At 57.8% G+C, this 17,125-nt stretch carries 16 protein-coding genes; 10 read left to right on the top strand and 6 right to left on the bottom strand.

From position 1 onward, the window contains the following. Positions 1–85 precede the first annotated feature (85 nt). Positions 86–1,585, top strand: a complete 1,500-nt coding sequence (locus NX84_RS01005; RefSeq protein ID WP_231914001.1) for an APC family permease — start codon at positions 86–88, stop codon at positions 1,583–1,585. Between the two features lie 18 nt (positions 1,586–1,603). Continuing rightward, a complete protein-coding gene (locus NX84_RS01000; RefSeq protein WP_039672845.1) occupies positions 1,604–2,935 on the top strand; it encodes a flavin monoamine oxidase family protein in 1,332 nt (443 codons plus the stop codon). On the opposite strand, the gene NX84_RS00995 is transcribed toward NX84_RS01000, so the two are convergent. After that, a complete protein-coding gene (locus tag NX84_RS00995; protein WP_039673265.1) occupies positions 2,932–3,852 on the bottom strand; it encodes an AraC-like ligand-binding domain-containing protein in 921 nt (306 codons plus the stop codon). The genes NX84_RS01000 and NX84_RS00995 overlap by 4 nt on opposite strands. 161 nt (positions 3,853–4,013) lie before the next feature. Here NX84_RS00995 and NX84_RS00990 point away from each other — a divergent pair, with 161 nt between their 5' ends. The 5 genes from NX84_RS00990 (at position 4,014) to NX84_RS00970 (ending at position 10,293) form a co-directional block, all read left to right on the top strand. Then, positions 4,014–5,423, top strand: a complete 1,410-nt coding sequence (locus NX84_RS00990) for an aldehyde dehydrogenase family protein (RefSeq protein ID WP_039672843.1) — start codon at positions 4,014–4,016, stop codon at positions 5,421–5,423. A 4-nt stretch (positions 5,424–5,427) separates the two neighbouring features. Beyond that, the gene (locus NX84_RS00985; protein ID WP_082013869.1) at positions 5,428–7,095 is read left to right on the top strand and encodes an amidohydrolase; all 1,668 of its coding nucleotides are present in this window, start codon (positions 5,428–5,430) and stop codon (positions 7,093–7,095) included. Between the two features lie 235 nt (positions 7,096–7,330). After that, positions 7,331–7,594 carry a hypothetical protein gene (locus tag NX84_RS00980; RefSeq protein WP_039672841.1) on the top strand — a complete coding sequence of 88 codons (264 nt, stop codon included), beginning with the start codon at positions 7,331–7,333 and terminating at the stop codon, positions 7,592–7,594. 3 nt (positions 7,595–7,597) lie between these two features. Further along, positions 7,598–8,386 (top strand): zeta toxin family protein, encoded by a 789-nt coding sequence (locus tag NX84_RS00975; RefSeq protein ID WP_039672839.1) that lies wholly within the window; start codon positions 7,598–7,600, stop codon positions 8,384–8,386. 347 nt (positions 8,387–8,733) lie between these two features. Continuing rightward, on the top strand, positions 8,734–10,293 hold the full coding sequence (locus NX84_RS00970) for an ATP-binding protein (protein ID WP_039672836.1): 1,560 nt from the start codon (positions 8,734–8,736) through the stop codon (positions 10,291–10,293). On the opposite strand, the gene NX84_RS00965 is transcribed toward NX84_RS00970, so the two are convergent. Together NX84_RS00965 and NX84_RS00960 are read right to left on the bottom strand one after the other, a co-directional pair. Continuing rightward, entirely contained in the window at positions 10,268–10,918 is a 651-nt protein-coding gene (locus NX84_RS00965; RefSeq protein ID WP_039672834.1) for an MOSC domain-containing protein, read from the bottom strand. The two genes, NX84_RS00970 and NX84_RS00965, sit on opposite strands and share 26 nt — an antisense overlap. 29 nt (positions 10,919–10,947) lie before the next feature. Beyond that, the gene (locus tag NX84_RS00960) at positions 10,948–13,476 is read right to left on the bottom strand and encodes a hypothetical protein (protein WP_231913726.1); all 2,529 of its coding nucleotides are present in this window, start codon (positions 13,474–13,476) and stop codon (positions 10,948–10,950) included. A gap of 116 nt (positions 13,477–13,592) precedes the next feature. Here NX84_RS00960 and NX84_RS00955 point away from each other — a divergent pair, with 116 nt between their 5' ends. Together NX84_RS00955 and NX84_RS00950 are read left to right on the top strand one after the other, a co-directional pair. Further along, entirely contained in the window at positions 13,593–14,309 is a 717-nt protein-coding gene (locus NX84_RS00955) for a helix-turn-helix domain-containing protein (protein ID WP_169744692.1), read from the top strand. A gap of 114 nt (positions 14,310–14,423) precedes the next feature. After that, complete coding sequence (locus NX84_RS00950) at positions 14,424–15,047, top strand: Fic family protein (protein ID WP_039672828.1); 624 nt, start codon at positions 14,424–14,426, stop codon at positions 15,045–15,047. A gap of 88 nt (positions 15,048–15,135) precedes the next feature. Here the strand turns inward: NX84_RS00950 and NX84_RS00945 are convergent, their stop codons facing one another. The 3 genes from NX84_RS00945 to NX84_RS00940 are packed head-to-tail and all read right to left on the bottom strand — an operon-like array spanning position 15,136 to position 16,607. Next, complete coding sequence (locus tag NX84_RS00945) at positions 15,136–15,834, bottom strand: alkaline phosphatase (RefSeq protein WP_169744691.1); 699 nt, start codon at positions 15,832–15,834, stop codon at positions 15,136–15,138. After that, positions 15,788–15,949, bottom strand: a complete 162-nt coding sequence (locus NX84_RS12890; RefSeq protein WP_169744690.1) for a hypothetical protein — start codon at positions 15,947–15,949, stop codon at positions 15,788–15,790. The genes NX84_RS00945 and NX84_RS12890 overlap by 47 nt, the downstream gene beginning before the upstream one ends. A 49-nt stretch (positions 15,950–15,998) precedes the next feature. Beyond that, the gene (locus tag NX84_RS00940) at positions 15,999–16,607 is read right to left on the bottom strand and encodes a CueP family metal-binding protein (RefSeq protein ID WP_039672826.1); all 609 of its coding nucleotides are present in this window, start codon (positions 16,605–16,607) and stop codon (positions 15,999–16,001) included. A gap of 116 nt (positions 16,608–16,723) precedes the next feature. On the opposite strand from NX84_RS00940, the gene NX84_RS00935 reads away from it, so the two are divergent. Further along, complete coding sequence (locus NX84_RS00935; protein ID WP_039672824.1) at positions 16,724–17,107, top strand: zinc ribbon domain-containing protein YjdM; 384 nt, start codon at positions 16,724–16,726, stop codon at positions 17,105–17,107. Positions 17,108–17,125 lie beyond the last annotated feature (18 nt).

The raw sequence follows: 17,125 nt of genomic DNA, 5'->3' as shown, positions 1-17,125 counted from the left end.
GCTACACACCGAAACTTACCGAGCTTCAACTGGTGGGTTGTCGGGCCGACATAGTTAGTAAGGAGGAGTTGGAGTGGACACATCGATGCAGTCACCAGCGCTACCCACTCGAAATGTACAGCCCGGGCACCGGGCTCCCAATGAATCAGAAGGTGGCCTGGGCGCCGGGCGCCTTGGGACGACGTCGCTAGTCTTCATGATTATTGCTGCGTCAGCACCTCTTACTGTGCTGGCAGGAGGAGTACCTACTAATTTCGGGGTATCCGGCTTGCTGGGTGTCCCCTGGGGTTACCTAGCCCTTGGAATCATTCTCGTGTTCTTCGCCGTAGGTTACGGAATTATGAGTTCGAAAATTCAGAACTCAGGGGCATTCTATGCCTATGTATCCGAAGGGCTGGGTAACCGACAAGGAATCGCGGCGGCTATTCTGGCGCTGGTTTCTTACAACATGATGCAGGTTGGACTCTACGGGATCTTCGGGTTCTCTCTTGCCAATCTGATCAACGGCTGGTTTGGAACAACCATTTCGTGGTGGGTGGCAGCTTTGGCTGGCTGGCTCTTGGTAGCTGCCATGGGTGTCGGTAACGTTGACTTCTCAGCCAAGGTCCTAGGAGTTCTGGTAGCCCTTGAATTCATCGTCGTAGCTGGAGTATCGCTTTTGTCGCTTGGCGTGGCTCCCGAAGGAATCACTGTAGAGACGATGCGTCCGAGCCAGTTCTTCACCGACGGCATTGGCGTTCTCCTTGCCTTCGGGATTGCTGCCTTTATGGGTTTTGAGTCTGGGGCAATCTATTCGGAAGAAGCGCGTGACCCAGAGCGGACCGTACCAAAGGCCACATATGTTGCCGTGGGAACCATCGCCCTCTTCTACGCCTTTTCAGCGTGGGCCTTCGCTCAAGGGGTAGGGCCGTCCGAGATCATTGATAAAGCGATTGAGCTTGGCCCAGACCTAGTTTTCGTGTGGTTGGGTGACTATTCGCCGTTTGCCGCCAACGTAGCGAATTTGTTGGTTGTGACCTCACTTATTGCTGCACTCGTTGCGTTTCACAATGCTGCCGCGCGGTACTTCTTCTCCTTAGGGCGCTCGCGCGTTCTGCCTAAGAGGTTCGCGGCATCATCCACCAAAGGTGCTCCTATCGCTGGGTCCCTTACACAGACTCTCCTTGCTGTCGTTGTAATCGCCGGCTTTGCCGTGGCTGGAAATGGCAGTGAAATGGGTGAGCAGTTCCCAGTCCTAACGCTCTTTACCTGGTTGACCAACGCGGCGGCGTTTGGCTTGGTCTTTCTTCTGGCCGTGGTGAGCGTCTCCATTATGGTCTGGCTCAACAAGCAAGAGAAAAACTACAGCCTCTTTACTCGGGTCATCGCACCGCTTGTGTCAGCCTGCGGACTCGTGGCTGTCTTCGTATTGGTGCTGATGAATTTCCCGCTCATGATCGGTGATACCGGTCCAGATGCTCTCGTGTGGGTGATGCCTGGAATCATCATCGCTTCTGGGCTCGTGGGACTGGCTTGGGGCGAGTATTTGAAGCACGAGCAGCCACATATTTACGCAAGTCTTCAAGACAATCTTGATCGAATCTAAAACCTAAGGAAGCTAAACATGGAAAAGAAGCACGTTATTGTCGTTGGCGCTGGGTTCGCTGGCCTTACGGCTGCTCGTGAACTGCAGACCGCGGGAATCGACTATCACATCGTGGAGGCACGCGATCGTATTGGTGGCCGTGCTTGGACTGACGATAGGCTCGGACGCCCGCTGGAGATTGGCGCAACCTGGGTGCACTGGCATCAACCGCATGTCTGGTCCGAAATCACTCGTTATGGCCAGGATATTATCGCTTCGCCCGTTGTAGATACCGCATATTGGTATGCCGGTGGCGAGCTGAAGTCCGGAACGGAAGCAGAAATGGATGCGAAACTGGCGCGGCCAATGGAGAAAATCTTTGAGAAGTCCCGAGAGTTTTTCCCAGAGCCGCACAAGCCACTGTTTGTGCTCGATGAAAAATTCGGAGCGTCCCAAGAATTGAAGGATGCTTTCCTGGCTGCAGATCAGGCAGGAGTTCTCGACGCCTTGGAAGACGGGGATTTCACCCAGGAAGAAAAGGACCTGTGCAATGCGTACTGGTCAGCTGGATACATTGGGTATCCCGAGCAAGGTTCATCCTTGATGGCCAAGCAGTGGGCCGCCCTGTGTGATCACCGCCTTTCGTTGGTGGATGAGCAAACGCTTCGATACAAACTGGTCAATGGCATGCGAGGCATCTACGACAACATTGCGAAGGACCTGACCGGTGAGATTCGTTTGAACACTGCTGTGACCGCAATCGAACACGATGATGATTCCGCAACGGTTACCTATGCGGACGGTACTTCCGAAACCGCGGACGCGGTGATTGTCACGGTTCCGGTCGGCGCATTGGGGAACATTACGTTTAATCCAGGTCTGCCCGAGGGCTCGCAGAAGATTATTGAGCAGAAATGGAACTCGACTGGTTTCAAGGCTTGGATCAAGATCAAGGGCCACCACAATATCTTCGGCTACGCGCCCCAACCGGCTGTTGTGTCCGTGCTGCGCTCTGAGTACTTCGAAGATGATGGCACGACCATTTGTGTGGCCTTTGGCTCCGATCACGAGAAGATCGACTTAGAGAGCATTGAGGATGCTCAGAAGGTCGTTGACCAGTGGCGTCCAGATCTCGAAGTTGTTGGCGTCACCGGCCATGACTGGGTTGCTGATGAGTACTCTGGTCAGGCCTGGGCTACGTTGCGTCGTGGACAGTTCACTGAGGGGTGGCACCACTTCCGCACCTCTACCTCTTCGCTGCATTTCGCGGGAGCTGATTGGGCTTCCGGTTGGCGTGGAGTGGTCGTTGATGGAGCCATTGAAACCGGAATCTCCACTGCTCGCGAGGTCATCAACAAGCTGCGCGGCTAATCGCTAGCCGCTGCTCGGTACGCACTCGGTGACTTGTGGAACTCCGCTTTAAAGATGCGCGAAAGGTGCGAGGGATCGTGCAGGCCATAGCGGGCGCTGATGTGGCTGATTGATTCCTCGGAGTGCCGCGGGTCCACGAGCTCTCTGCGGATGTGTTCTAGGCGCCTCGTTCTGATGTAGCTTCCCACGGAAAGGCCCTGTTCGGAGAACTTGGCGTGGAGATGACGTACCGATACGAACAGTGCTTGGGCGATGGTGTTGGGGCCTAAGTCCGGGTCGCCCAAGTGCTGTTCGATGTAGGCGGTGGCCTGGTTGAACAGTAGCGTGCCGGATGAGGGCTCATCGGCCACATCGGAGGCTAAAACCGACACCAACATTGTGAGCGCGGAGCGGACCAAGGCCGTGGCGTGGGGTCCCTTGAGTAGATCGAGGTTCTTCGCCAGCTGTTCAAACAAAGGAACCGCCACCGCACCAAGTCCGTGTGAGCGGGAGATTGGGTTCGCGGTAAGGCGTTGGATCTGCGCTGGTGAAATGTCGAGAAAGCTCTGCGGGAAGTGGACAATGAGAGTGTTTTGCTCCTCCGGATAGCGCAGGGTGTAGGGCCGCTGGGTGACGTACAGTGCCAGGTCCCCAGGGTGCAGCTCACAGGTTCGCCCGTCTTGGCTCATGGTTGAGGACCCGGTGATTTGCAAGCTGAGCTTACAAAAGGGGGCCTCGTTGGCGGCTATTTTGTAGCGATTCACGGTGTGCGGGGAGGTGTGCATATCGAAGAGGGAAATATCCCCTACCTTCGTTGAACGCAGTGTGGCGTGAAAAGTGGCAGGGTCTTCGGTGTCCACGTCGAGTTGGCCAAAAGACCCGGATGACGCGGTGCGCCATGACGCGATATCGAAATGCTCAACAGCTGAAGCAGACATAAGTGGAATCATATCGTGAGAGTTGGCACATTTTTGGACAAATTGTGTGCGCGCATAGTCAACTGGTTCAGTGTGTCGCAGGTAACATAGTCAAAAAGAAGTTTCTCTTGGCTTAGTTTCTCTGGGTTCTAAGCTGTTGACCCCCCTTAGAAGGAGATCTCATGACTCAGTTCGCTACCTATGCTGACCTGCTCAACACGATTACGGACGAGAACGGACGCGAAATCCTCAACCCGGCCACCGGTGAGGTTGTCGGCCGCGTGCCGGAAGGTTCGGTGGAGGACCTCAACGCTGCGGTGGAGACTGCACGCGCAGCGCAGAAGGAGTTTGCCAAGCTTAGTGACGCTGAGCGTTGCGAGCTTTTGACTAAGGCGGCTGCGGCTATGGATGCCAACGCTGAAGCGCTTGTTGAGCTGCTCTCCCGTGAGCAGGGCAAGCCGCTTAACGGTCCGAATGCCCGCTTTGAGGTTGGTGCTTGCTCTGGTTGGCTGAATGCTACGGCTTCCTTTGAGCACCCCAACTACACCGCCGTGGATGATGACATCACCGCCACCGTCAACTACCGCCCGCTCGGCGTCGTCGGTGCTATTGGCCCGTGGAACTGGCCGATGATGATCACCATCTGGCAGATTGCGCCGGCGCTGCGTATGGGCAACGCGGTCGTCGTCAAGCCCTCGGAGTACACCCCGTTGTCCGTACTGGGGCTGATCGAGGTCATCAACTCCGTTCTGCCGGAGGGTATCTTGCAGGTCGTCACTGGTGCCGGTGAGGTTGGCGCGGCGCTGACCACCCACGAGGGCGTCGACAAGATTATGTTCACCGGTTCTACCGCCACCGGCAAGAAGATCGTGGAGGCCAGCGCCGATAACCTCACCCGTCTCACGCTGGAGCTCGGCGGTAATGACGCGGGCATCGTGCTCGATGACGCCGACCCGAAGGAGATCGCCGGCGATCTTTTCTGGGGCGCGTTCATCAACACCGGCCAGACCTGTGCGGCGATGAAGCGCGTGTACGTGCCGGAGTCGCTGTACGACGCCGTCTGTGAAGCCCTCGTCGAGGTAGCCAAGGCCTCCCCGATGGGCGTGGGCCTGGAGGAAGAAAACGTGCTCGGCCCGCTGCAGAACAAGCAGCAGTTCGACATCGTCGACAAGCTCGTCAATGCCGCCAAGGATTCCGGCGCCCGTGTTCTGCTGGGCGGCGACCCAGACTACGACGCGCCGGGCTACTTCTACCCCACCACCCTGGTGGCGGACATCGACCCAGACAACCCGCTGGTGGTGGAGGAGCAGTTCGGTCCGGCGCTGCCGATTGTGAAGTACACGGACCTGGATTGGGCCATTGAGCAGGCCAATAAGCTCGATGTGGGTCTGGGCTCCTCCGTGTGGTCCTCCAACCGCGAGCGTGCACTGGAAGTTGCCGCACAGCTGGAGGCTGGCACCACCTGGATCAACAGCCACGGTGCTGTGGATCCGCGCGTGCCTTTCGGCGGTATCAAGTCCTCTGGTTACGGAGTGGAGTTCGGTACCGAGGGCCTCAAGGGCCTGGCTTACCCGCAGATCATCAACGGCTAAAAAGATGGCTAATAAGTCGAATGCTTTGATGGCTGATGTTGTATTCCGGAATGGAGTCATTCAGACTCTAAACCCGCAGGTTGGCGTAGTCGATAGTATTGCCTTTAAAGATGGGAAGGTGCTTGCGGTAGGAAAGGTCGCTGATCAGTTCGCGGCGCGGAAGAGCATAGATCTGAACGGCTCTTTTGCAATGCCCGGCTTGCTTGACGTGCATAATCACCATTTAATTGCAGGCCAAATGGAGCTATTTGAGTTAGTTTTTCCTCCAACCTTGTCATTTGAAGAATTGCTTGAGAGACTCCGGACCGAGGCTGCGCAACTTGAGGATGGTGCATGGATTGTTGGGGGAAGCTGGGGTTCTGGGCTGCTGCAAAGTCTGAATTGCTCAGAGGCCCTAAAAGCTATTGATGAAGCTACGGGTCCTCATCCGCTCCTACTAAAAGACGACAGCAAGCACAATCGGTTAGTGAATTCCAAAGCAATGGAACTCGCTGGGATTGATGATGCGACTGAAGACCCTGACGGCGGTCAGATTCTTCGTGATGGTGAGGGTCGTGCAACAGGCGTTTTATTAGAAGCTGCAGGCGTAATTGTCGAGCAGACATATTCCGCACTTTGCCCCCAGACAGATGAGGATATAGAGGCGGCCGCCTTTCGAGGCATCGAGATCCTTCATTCATACGGGATCACCGCATTTCAGGACGCAGCTTCATCGCTACAACTCATGCGTGCATTAAAGCGACTAGACGACTCAGGGCAACTCAAATCATGGGTTGTTACTTCAATGGCTGCCAATGACTTCATATTTGGGACACAGCCACTTGGTGAAAGGATTATTGAGAACCGTGAAGAAACACGAAGCCGACATCATCGCCCAGATTTCATAAAGATTTTTCTTGATGGAGTTCCACCTGCGGGAACAGCTGCATTCCTCGAACCCTATTTGGAGGGAATAGGCTTTCCACAGTGCCACTGTGGTGAAACAACAATGCCTGTTGCAGAGCTTGAAGAGTGGTTGAAGTCTACCGCCAAGCGTGGCATTTCAGCCAAAATACACTGCACCGGTGATGCTTCAGTTCGGTATGTCCTTGACGCGGTTCAGAAGGTGCGGGAACTGGGGTATGAAGACACGCGCTATCATGTTGCGCACGGACAATTTGTCCATGAAGAAGACATCCCCCGATTTCAAGAACTAAATGTGGTGGCGGACATTTCTCCGGCGCTCTGGTTTCCAGGAGTGATTTCTGAGGCAATTGCTACAGTGCTCCCTCCAGAGCGAGCTGAAAAAATGCAACCAAATCGGTCGCTCCTGGATTCGGGGGCAATAATATCGGGTGGTTCTGATTGGCCAGTAAGTGAAACACCGAACGTGTGGGCGGCAATCTATGGGTTGGTAACTAGAAAGAACCCAACGGGAAAGTTTTCCGGTCAGCTCTGGGCTGATCAAGCAATCACCTTAGAGGAAGCAATAGCGGCCTACACGACAGCCCCGGCTTACGCGATGGGATTGGGAGATCAAGTTGGAAGACTCGAACCAGGACTGTCGGCCGACATGGTCATTCTAAGCTCGAATCCATACGAAATTTCTCTAGAAGAAATTAAAGAAATTGTGGCTATGGAAACTTGGTTCGCAGGTGAATGCGTGTTCAGTAGGCAAGCGATGGTTTCTTAAGCCGTTAAGAGCCACTCAGTTGACATGAGCGTCATTGAAATTGTGACGATTTGGGGAATGTCCAAGCAGGGCCCAGTAAGTACTGAGTTTTATTCGGAGGAATTCAAAAGCAAGTACTCGGCAGTTATATGCAGAAGCATTCTTGATTATGGCGAAGACACCATCGTTGCTTGGCCTGGCCTACCCGCAGATCATCAACGGCTAAAACCGGCCTGGCGCTGCTATTCTTAGCGCCATGAGCACCGCCAAAGTCCCGGAGATCGAGTACGCAGCCTTCGACGCCATGAAGGAGGTTGCGTCCTCGCTGAAAGCTGCCTACCTCACTAGGGCCGCTGAAGCAGGCAACGATGTTGAATCACAATGGTGGATTCGTCAGAATTGGCTGGTAGAGGACATGGTCAGTGGTGTTGATTCAACCGACATTGAAGCCATCCGCGCCGCTGCGGCTCTCTTTGCGCAGCGGCTTGAAGCCCTCTCCTCCGAGCATAAAGCGGCATAGCTTATGCTTTCCGCCGCTGACTTCCCCGTTGATCCGCAGGTTATGGAGCAACGGCTAAAGACTCTGCAAGCCAGCTACTTCGGCCGATCGAATGCTCACAGCACGTCTGCTCCAGAAGTCATTTATGTGGCGGGGCAGCCAGCGTCAGGCAAATCAACGGCTATTGAATCTGTAAAGAATGGTCATGCAGTTCTTGACTCCGATGAGATTCGGAAGCTGCACCCCGCCCTCGACGAGATCATGGAGCGCGACCCCTTACGCATGGACGTGCTCACCAATGGTCCGGTGCCCTACTGGATGTCCTCGCTCATTGAGCATGGCCGCCAGCATGGGCATTCGCTCATCATTGAGAACACGTTGTCTAACCCGGAATTCATCGCGGGTGAGATAGCCAAGTTTCGCTCCGCGGGTTTCCGCGTGAAGGTCGTGGGCCTGGCGGTGGCGCAGGAGGTCTCCAGGCTAGGCGTGGTCCAGCGCTTTCTGGAGGCGCAGCGCGTGAGCCGCTACCCGCGCTGGACTAACGAGGTTTCCCACACGTCGGGTTTTAATGCCATCATTCCAGGGCTTCAGGCTATTGCGCCGCTTGTCGACGACCTCGAGATCCGCACCCGTGACGGCCGCACCTTAAGTGGCATCGAGGATATTGAGGCTGAGCGCGCAACCTGGTTCGACTCCCGCGCTATTCGTACCGACTGGCTGGCCCGTTTCGATAGTTGCGACTTGAGTGGTCTTGAAGCGGAGAAGCTCACGCAGAATCTCGTGGCTGACGCAGAGCGTATCCGCAAACTTTAAGACTGTGCACGTGGAACTGCGCGCCCGGTAGGCGGTGAAAGCCTTGTGTCGAAGCGGCTGCTGGCGAGCTGGCGGTCTGCGAGGTCGAGTAGGTTGAGGATGTCGTCTGCTAGAGGTTGTCCATTCGTCAAACAGTAAATGAGTGGTTGGATAACTCTTATCCAACCACTCATCGGGGTTTGGGCGCTAGATAACTCTTAAACATGCGGGGTTTCAGGGTCATAACTCGGTCTCAACGAGAACGTCAATGACACCTCAATGGGAAGATCAATGAGAAATCTTGTCATTGAACGGGAATGACGTTAGCATTGAGCCGTCATTGTTAACATTGAGGGCGGGTATTCATCGTGAACAATTGGTCCGAGAATCAGCTGAGAGAGCTATTGGCTGAGCTTGAGTTGCGCGGCGGTGATTCAACAACAGTCGAGGTCAAAACCGCTCAAGGGGGCATTCCGGACTCTCTACCGCAGACATTGTGCGCGTTCGCAAACATGCCGAGTGGCGGTCTTATCATTCTCGGTGTCAATGAGAAAGAAGGCTTCATTGTCACTGGCATTGAGAATCCTTCGGAGATGGAGGCTGCTCTGGCCTCTCAGGCGCGTCATGCCATCACCCCTCCAGTCACAGTGCATACCGACAGTGTGGCAATAGATGGCACGCATGTCGTGATTGCGGAGGTTACGGGTCTTCCGATCATTGATAAGCCTGCTATCTACAGGGGAGAAGCGTATCTTCGAATGGCTGATGGGGATTATCGTATGAGTGCCTCCGAGCTACGCATGATGGACGTAGCGAAGCTGCATGCCGAAGAGGCAGTGTCCTATGACACGACGATTGTGGAAGGCACGAGTATCGCGGACTTGGACCGCGCCGTGGTGGAAGATTTCTTGGTTCAGGCGCGGAAAAAGAATCGGCGACTATCGGGACTTACTCAAGATGAGGACGTCTTACGGGCACTAGCGGTAACGACCGCGACTGGAGAGCTGACGCTTGCTGGCCTGTATGCGCTGGGTTTCTATCCTCAAGGACATTTTCCCTCCTTAGCAGTAACAGTGGCGCAAAGACTACCGAATGGTTCGAAGCACGGGCGAGTGTTGGGGTTGGAGACCTTTGAGGGGCCCGTCCCGGTGCTGTTGAACTCGGTAATGGGTTGGGTAAGGCAACGTTTAGCCGCCGTACGGCGATATCGAGAGGACGGATCAATGGTGGAAGTTCCTGAACTTCCCCTTTCGGCCATTCGAGAGGCCGTGGCGAATGCACTGGTGCACCGTGATCTTGGGCCAAATACGTTGGGTGCGGGTAAATCGATTGATGTCCGCCTACTACCGGACAAGATGGTTATCTCCAGCCCAGGAGGCCTACGGGATCTGACGGTTGAACAGCTCAAGTCGAGAGATCTGGCGCGCCAGGAGATTAACCAGCGTCTCTATAGACTGTGCCGATATCTCAAAGCAGACGATGGCTCTTTTGTTATTGAGGGCGAAGGCGGCGGCGTGCAGCTCATGCTGGATGCCGCGCGAGAGCAAGGACTGCCGGAGCCTGACCTGATAGATTCCGGTGTGCAATTTACGGTGAAGATGTGGCGGCCGGACACGCGTGGAGAAGCCCGTACCTGGGAGCCACTACGCAAGGAGGAATCCCGCATCGAATCGCAACGACGAGTGGGTGCACCAGTGAACGTGGACGGCCTGGGGGTCAACGCACCGCGCGTAGCAGAGGCGCTGAGTGCGGCGGCACAACCGCTGTCCATTGGTGAAATAGAAACAGCCACAAACCTCACTCGAGCGCAGGTCCGATATGCGCTGAAGTCACTGGTGAAGGCACGATTCGTGCGTATGGATGGTACGCGCGGCTCACAAGCGACAACCTATGAATGGCTAGCTAACCGCGGGGCTGCAGGCGCTTAACCAGCTGCTCGTGGTGGACGGCAGCGAGGCAGCCAGCGTCCACGACGCGCCGGGCTAGGTCCTTGTCCCCCATCTTGGCGGCGAAGGCCATGCCCATGGTGATGTCATGGTCGGGGCGGCCGATGAGCGTAATCTCATCGCCAGAAGTGATGCGGCCGGGCTCGATGATGCGCAGGTAGGAACCGCAATCGCCGCGCTCAGTGAAGGACTTGAGCCAGCCGGGCTCGTCCATCCAGCCGGAGAAGGTGGCGCAGGGCGTACGCGGGATGGAGACCTCGAGGACGCACTCCCCCACCTGAATCCGCTGGTTGATGAGTATATTTGGCCAGGAGATGCCCTCAGTGGTGAGGTTCTCCCCGAAGTAGCCATCACGCAGTACACGGTTGAGCGCGCCCTCCCAGTAGTCGAGCTCCTCGCGGGCATAGGCGTAGACGGCCTTCTCGGCGCCGCCGTGGTGGGCGTGGTCGCCGATGGAATCCCCCACCACGCCGGAGCCGTCACCATAATTGGGCCCGGGGATTTCCAAGTCCAGGAAGGGGCGCGGCTGCTTATCGATGCCCGTGTACTCGTGCCGCCCGTGCGGCTCCGGACGGCGGACAGCGACGTTCGTGGAGATAACCTTCATGCTCACCCATTGTGGCACACCTCACGCGCTCACATGTCGCGATCGCGGAAGAGAGCTTCGGCCGTCACGAGGTCGTAGAAGAAGAGGCGGGGGGCGAGGGGGAGGACGTCGGCAAGCATGGGCATATCTTCCTTGAGCAGCGGGCTTTCCATGATGACGTCGTTCGCAGCGGCGCGGGACGCCAAAGCGAAGGCGTAGGAAATATACGGCATCCACGCGGCCGCATTGAGCTCATCCGCGGTGTTACCGCTGGCAAAAGCGCCGAGTGCCACGAGGGTGTGGCTAATCGACATGTCCACGCCTGCATTCTGCACTACGGACGCGAGTGCTGTGGCGTCCTTGCGCAGATGCTCGATGGTGCCCAGCGCATCGAGGGCGCCGTTGTTGGCGAAACACTCGCGGAGGGCGGCGACGCGAGCGGCCTCCCCCATGAGGTCATCAACATTCGGGGTTGGGCTGTGAACCGTTGCCGCATTGAGCAGCATTGGGCGGGTCAGGCCGTCCGCGCCAGTCTCGCGGACGGCAGTGAGCTCAGCATTCTCGCTGGCGGAAGGATCGAGGAGAAGATCCAGGTAGTGGTCAGCGCTGTGCTCCAAGTCGGACTCGAGTGGCGAATGGAAGAGTCGGGTACGGGCTAGGGCACGAGCCTGCTGGTTCACGCTGACGCCGGTGCGCGCTAGGGCGTGGAGCGCTGACTCGGGGTTGGTACGCAGGCGGTCGATGATGCTGTCGAACATCGCCTGCAGCTTCGGGTTCGGGCTGCGCTGTGACAGCACGTGCAGTGCGCGGAAGGCGCCCCACAGCTCCTCCGGTGTCCAGTCCTTGGAAGCACGGGCCGGTTCGGCGCCCTCCGGGGTCACGACAATGGACGCGCTCGAAGGGCGGGCGGGGGCGGTGAGGTTCGAGGTGGGGTTGAGCTCGCGGACGTCGACAAGCAGCGAGCCTTGCTCGAGGAGGTCGGCAGGCAGCTCGAAACCATTCTCTGTCGGAGTGAGCTGGGTAGGGGAAACGGTGGGGTCAGCCAAAGGCCATGCCCAGCCCACCAAATCTACCTGGGGATCCACGTTCTGCTCGATGATTACTTCCCCATCACCGAGCAGACCACGGCTGACCAACGGGGTCTTGCGCACCGTGGCCAAGGCAGCGTAGATGAGGCTGGTGGAGGCCGATGCCTCGTACTCCACAATGCGGCGCTCGAGGCTGCGGGCCTCATGGGCGGCGCGCTCCTCGTCCGGCAGGGAATCCAGGTAGTCCTCGTAGGTCAACGTAGACCACATGAGGAAAAGCTCGGCAGAAGGCTGCTTGCGCACCGCATTGGCCAAGGCGGCATTCGGCACGGCGAGGCTCGTCACCGCCTGCGTGGTCTTCGAGGTGCGAGCCAACTCCTTGATCTTCTGGCGGCCGTCAATGGTGACGAACTTGGCCAGCGGCAGCGGGCGCGGCGAATGGACGGTAAACATATCGTCTTGATCGAGCTGACCGGCGAAAATAACCGGTTTGTCGGAGTGCTCCGTGGGCTCCAGGCCAATGCGCTTGACGCGGCTGAACAGGGCTTCGGGCCAGACGTCGAACTCGAGCTCGTACCCGGCATCACTGGCCACGACCTCGCGGCGCGAGATGTCGGTGTCCTCAAAGGTGCGCAGGCCCTTCTCCAGCGCGATAGGCTTCTTCGGCGGAGAGGCCAGCGTGTAGCTGAAAGCAGAGTGCGCACCGAGGGCGTCGATGATGCGGAAATCCATGCCGCGCGGGCCCTCGTTGGTCGCACGCATGTGGAGGCCCTCGGCGAGGGAGATGAAGCGGACGTCGACAAGCTCGTCGTCGCGGTGCAGGGACACCTTGTAGCGCCCTACCCAGGGGTCTTCGTAGAGATCGCCGGGGAAAGGTTCGGCGATGCCCGGCTCAAAGGTCTGTTCAGAAATTTCCTCCTGCTCACCGCCGAGCGGCGCGTAGGTGAGATCGATACGCCACTCCCCTTCCGCGATGAGGTGCACGCGTGGCGACTGCGTAAAAATCGGCTCGTTATCGAGCCCGCGGGCATGGGGAAGCGTGGCGACGTCAAAGTCCCACTCAAAATCGCTGTGCTTGGCGACGTCCACCGGTTCCCTCTGTGGCACCGTCACCCGGTCCGGCAGCGGGCCGACCTCCCAGCCAGCCCAGATGCCGAGCGGCTCAGCGGTCTCGAGCGTGCCCTGCGGCGCGATGAGGGTCGTGCGGTCGTACACGATGAAGGGTGCTTCATCGGTGATGCCGGTGAAGGTGACGGTCTCGAGGAGGTCCTCATCGCCATCGCGCAGGGTGACTTCGATGCGGGTAAAGGGCCCCGGGATGCCGACTTCCAGCGGCTCTTCGGTGGTGAACTCGCGCACCGAGTGCGGGCGATCGATGAAGTGAGACTTGACCACCCACCGCGGATCAGTCAGGTCTGCCTCTGGGTAGGTAGCTGGCAGCTCCAGCATGAGGATGTTGCTGCCCCGGCGCAGTGAAATCCGGGGACCCTGCTCGGCGATGTCGGTAGTGACCAACGGCGTTGTGGGAAGTGAATAAATCTCCGCGCTCATTTGCTTCATCATAGGACACCGTGGGGTCTGGTTGCCATGTCGCTGGTAGAGGGCTTGAATGTCCTAACGGTAGGACAGGTGTCCTAAGCATAGGACAAATGGCTATAGTGGGGGCTATGGACCCACTACAACTCCTCAAGAAAAGCCCGCTGAGCCTTAGCGAAATCTCGCGGCGCTCGGGAGTGTCGCGAAATACGCTCAATCTGTGGTTGCGTGGGGCAGCTCAACCGAGTTTGACCGGGTTGGCCAAGGTAATGCGCGTGCTTGGGTATGAGGTGTCCGTATCGGTGCATCGCATGAGCGACGCCGCCGCCGCGACAGCAGTCCGAGTTCTCCTGGGGGAGCTCAGCAGCGAAGAAACAGACGTTAAAGGGTGGATTGACCGCTTCGTACAGTGGGGCGACGCTCCAGGCGAAGACGGTGACTATCAGGCGCTCATAGAACGAGGCGCATGGGCGTCCAATCCCTATGGCCGCCACGGGGCTCTTCACTTTTTACCGGCGAATCCTATAACGCTTGCCTCAGCGGTTGATGCGAGCGGGCAACCATGGGCGATGTCGGGAGCTTTTGCAGCTCAACGAGTCGCGGGGCAGATCGCTGGTGAAGAAGAACCTCGATCAACGTTGATTTGGTGCACGAATCCAGCAGACATCGTGCCCTCGTTGCCCACTCGGATTCGCGCGAGTGCTGAGCCCGTATCCGGAGGAATCACCCTCGTGCCTGTCGCTGGTGAAGAGCTCACCGGCGCAACGAATGAAGCAGGAATACACTACGTAGCACCGCATCAGCTTGCCATTGATGTGTGCGCAGAAAACTACGTCGGAGGGGCATAGTTGATGAGAAGAGCAACGAGCCGAGTGAGCTGGGAACACCATGAGCGGCCGCACGTTTCGAAGTTGGGGACCGACCGTGCGTTATTTCGATTAACCAAGCAACTTCCTGACTTGGTGTGGAACGCTGCCGCGCTGGAAGGAAACACTTTCACTCTCCCGGAAGTCCGTACCCTGCTAGATGGCATCACTGTGGGTGGAAAGGCACTTGCTGAGCAGCAGCAAATCTTGGACTTGTCGGAGGCTTTCAACTTGCTCCATGAGCTGGTTATCCAACAAGAATTCGCGGTGGACAAAGCCATCAGTGACGCACTCCATGCCGTGCTAGCAAGAAACGAGGCCCTGGACGCTGGTCTTTTCCGTGGTGAAGGACACGTGGAGGGAGACGGTGGTGGTGTACGGCTCATGGATGGCGGTTTCATCCCCTTCGATTCTGCGGAAGAGCTAGTTGAAGCCCATGCTGATTTGTTGGCTTCCCTTCACGCATGTGGGGACCCCGTCGAGCAAGCATTGGCCTATTTCTGCTCTGCCACGCGTAGCCAGTTTTACTTCGATGGAAACAAGCGAACCGCACGGCTTGTAGCGTCAGGCCTCTTGCTGAGTCATGGATACAGCGCATTGAATATCCCCCACGCGCGGCGGCTGGAATTCAACCTCGCCCTCGATGAGCTTTTTCGTGCAGACGACGCCACAACGCTGATGGATTTCCTGTACGACTGCCTGGAGGAGTCCTCCCAGTAAGCGCAGTAGGCCCTCCGCTACGAGTGCGGAGGGCCTACGTGGGGGGCTGAATGCTCAGCGCATCCTTTAGTGCATAGTGCTGTAGTGCTTAACGGAACATCTTCTGCAGAGCGGAGAAGTCAACCTTGACCACGCCGACAGACTGCAGGAACGCGGCGATGGCGCCGAGTAGGGCAGCCACGACGCCTGCGCCCAAGAAGCCGGCGCCGACGGCGGAGCTGGTCTCCTTCTTGCCGGCGTTGTCCTTGTTATTGTTCTTGTCGCCGTCCTCAGGGGTCTTGCCGTTGTCGTCCTGGTGCTCCGGAGCCTTGCCCTTCTCACCGGTCTGCGGGTTCCAGGACTTGGTCTCGTCCTTGCCGGAGAGGTAGCCGGTCTCGTGGTCAGCGGTGACGATGAGCAGGGTCTCATCCCAGCTGGAGTTTTCCTTAACCCAGGCGATGGCGGCGTCAACAGCCTTGTTGAAGTCCTGGGTTTCCTCGATATCGCGGCCGGTCTGGTTGGAGTGGCCGGACCAGTCGATGGCGCCGCCCTCAATCATGACGGAGAAGCCCTTGTCGTTCTGGCCCAGAACGTTGAGGGCGCCCGTGGCCATGGTCGGCAGGTCAACGACGTCATTCTTCGGGTCGGTGCCCGGCTCAGCGGCATCCGAGTTGCCGTCGCGGCCCTGCTGCAGGGTGGAGGCCACCGACGCGAGGCCAAAGTACTTCTTGTCGGCCTCAACGTTGCCCTCGGTCCACTTCTCAAAAATCAGCGGTGTTCTCGGCGAACTCCCAACCAGCGGAACCATCGCGCAGGGAGTTGAAGGACTCCTCAGAGATGTTCTTCAGGGAGTGGCCGTATGGGGACTTGCCCAGGACACCGTTGACGTCGGCAAGCACTGCGTGGACACCATAAAACGACAAACGGTGAACCCCAGGACGTGGGATTCACCGTGGTGAGTGAATGGGCAGATTAGGCCATCTGCAGGGTGGTGATGCAGGTTGCACCCTCCTCGGAGGTGTCGAGGGGGACCTCACCAGTCTTGCCGTCCTGCTTGATGGTGATGGTGCCCTTCTTGTCGGCGGGCAGCCAGTAGCCAATGAAACCGTTGTCAAAGGTCGTGGTGTCTTCGTTGACCAGTTCGTTTCCTTCATCATCCGTGATGGTGACATGGATGTCTTCCTTGCCGAGCTCACCGGTGCAGGTGGTCAGGGAGTGGTTGAAGCAGTCGTGCGTACGGGAGAGGTACGGCGCAATAGAGAGGTAGAACTTGTCCTCCGGCAGCGGCAGGGAGGCCTGGCCCTGTTCAGTAGCGAGGATGAGCTCGTTCGGGCGCACGGATGCGAGGAGATCGCTATTGCGCTCGTCCTTGGACTGGCGATCCAGCTTGTCCACGATTTCCTGGCCATCCAGGCCCTCGAGGTCGAACTCGGCCTGGATCTCCTCGGCGGAGACCTGCTGGACCTCAGTCGAGGCAGCCTCGCTCTTGGAGTCCTCGGTGGGGACAGGGCTCTCGGTGGAGCAGGCGGAGAGGGTGACGGCTGCGGCAGAGGCGGCAGCGAGAGAGATAAGGCGTTTCATAGTTCTTTCGAATCAGTCCGATTGGGTGTGGTTCAAGCCTATACCCCTCCGGGGTATCAATCAAAGGAATGAGAGAAGGATCATCTTTTTGCGCCACGCGGGATAGACTGTTCCTTATGACTGATACTGCAGGCACAACCCTGCCACCTTGCCCCGAGTGCTCCTCCGAGTACACCTACGAGATGCCGCCGCTCATCGTCTGCCCTGAGTGTGCGCACGAGTTCTCCACCGACGCTGTTGCCAGCGACTCGGCCGCGGAGGCAGCCGCCCCCACCATCGTGGATTCAGTGGGCAACGCGCTTGCCGACGGCGATACGGTCACCATCACCAAAACCCTTAAGGTCAAGGGCGCGCAGCAGCCACTGAAGTCCGGCACCAAGGTGCGCGGTATTCGCCTTAATTTTGATGCCGGCACCGGCCAGGAAGACCACAACATCGATTGCCGGATTGACGGCTTTGGCGCGATGAAGCTGAAGCCTGCTGTGGTGAAGAAGGTCTAGAGCGCCCTTCCGGGGGGC

The sequence above is a fragment of the Corynebacterium minutissimum genome (assembly GCF_000805675.1).
GTDB lineage: Bacteria > Actinomycetota > Actinomycetes > Mycobacteriales > Mycobacteriaceae > Corynebacterium > Corynebacterium minutissimum.
Note: the sequence above shows the minus strand (reverse complement) of the source record. Positions and strands in the feature narration are given on the sequence as shown.

What these genes read in the sequence shown, in the direction of transcription:
- NX84_RS01005 (WP_231914001.1), top strand. Translation starts at nt 86, where the DNA reads ATGCAGTCACCAGCGCTACCCACTCGAAATGTACAGCCCGGGCACCGG.
- NX84_RS01000 (WP_039672845.1), top strand. Translation starts at nt 1,604, where the DNA reads ATGGAAAAGAAGCACGTTATTGTCGTTGGCGCTGGGTTCGCTGGCCTT.
- NX84_RS00995 (WP_039673265.1), bottom strand. Translation starts at nt 3,852, where the DNA reads ATGTCTGCTTCAGCTGTTGAGCATTTCGATATCGCGTCATGGCGCACC.
- NX84_RS00990 (WP_039672843.1), top strand. Translation starts at nt 4,014, where the DNA reads ATGACTCAGTTCGCTACCTATGCTGACCTGCTCAACACGATTACGGAC.
- NX84_RS00985 (WP_082013869.1), top strand. Translation starts at nt 5,428, where the DNA reads ATGGCTAATAAGTCGAATGCTTTGATGGCTGATGTTGTATTCCGGAAT.
- NX84_RS00980 (WP_039672841.1), top strand. Translation starts at nt 7,331, where the DNA reads ATGAGCACCGCCAAAGTCCCGGAGATCGAGTACGCAGCCTTCGACGCC.
- NX84_RS00975 (WP_039672839.1), top strand. Translation starts at nt 7,598, where the DNA reads ATGCTTTCCGCCGCTGACTTCCCCGTTGATCCGCAGGTTATGGAGCAA.
- NX84_RS00965 (WP_039672834.1), bottom strand. Translation starts at nt 10,918, where the DNA reads ATGAAGGTTATCTCCACGAACGTCGCTGTCCGCCGTCCGGAGCCGCAC.
- NX84_RS00960 (WP_231913726.1), bottom strand. Translation starts at nt 13,476, where the DNA reads ATGAGCGCGGAGATTTATTCACTTCCCACAACGCCGTTGGTCACTACC.
- NX84_RS00955 (WP_169744692.1), top strand. Translation starts at nt 13,593, where the DNA reads ATGGACCCACTACAACTCCTCAAGAAAAGCCCGCTGAGCCTTAGCGAA.
- NX84_RS00945 (WP_169744691.1), bottom strand. Translation starts at nt 15,834, where the DNA reads ATGGTTCCGCTGGTTGGGAGTTCGCCGAGAACACCGCTGATTTTTGAG.
- NX84_RS00940 (WP_039672826.1), bottom strand. Translation starts at nt 16,607, where the DNA reads ATGAAACGCCTTATCTCTCTCGCTGCCGCCTCTGCCGCAGCCGTCACC.
- NX84_RS00935 (WP_039672824.1), top strand. Translation starts at nt 16,724, where the DNA reads ATGACTGATACTGCAGGCACAACCCTGCCACCTTGCCCCGAGTGCTCC.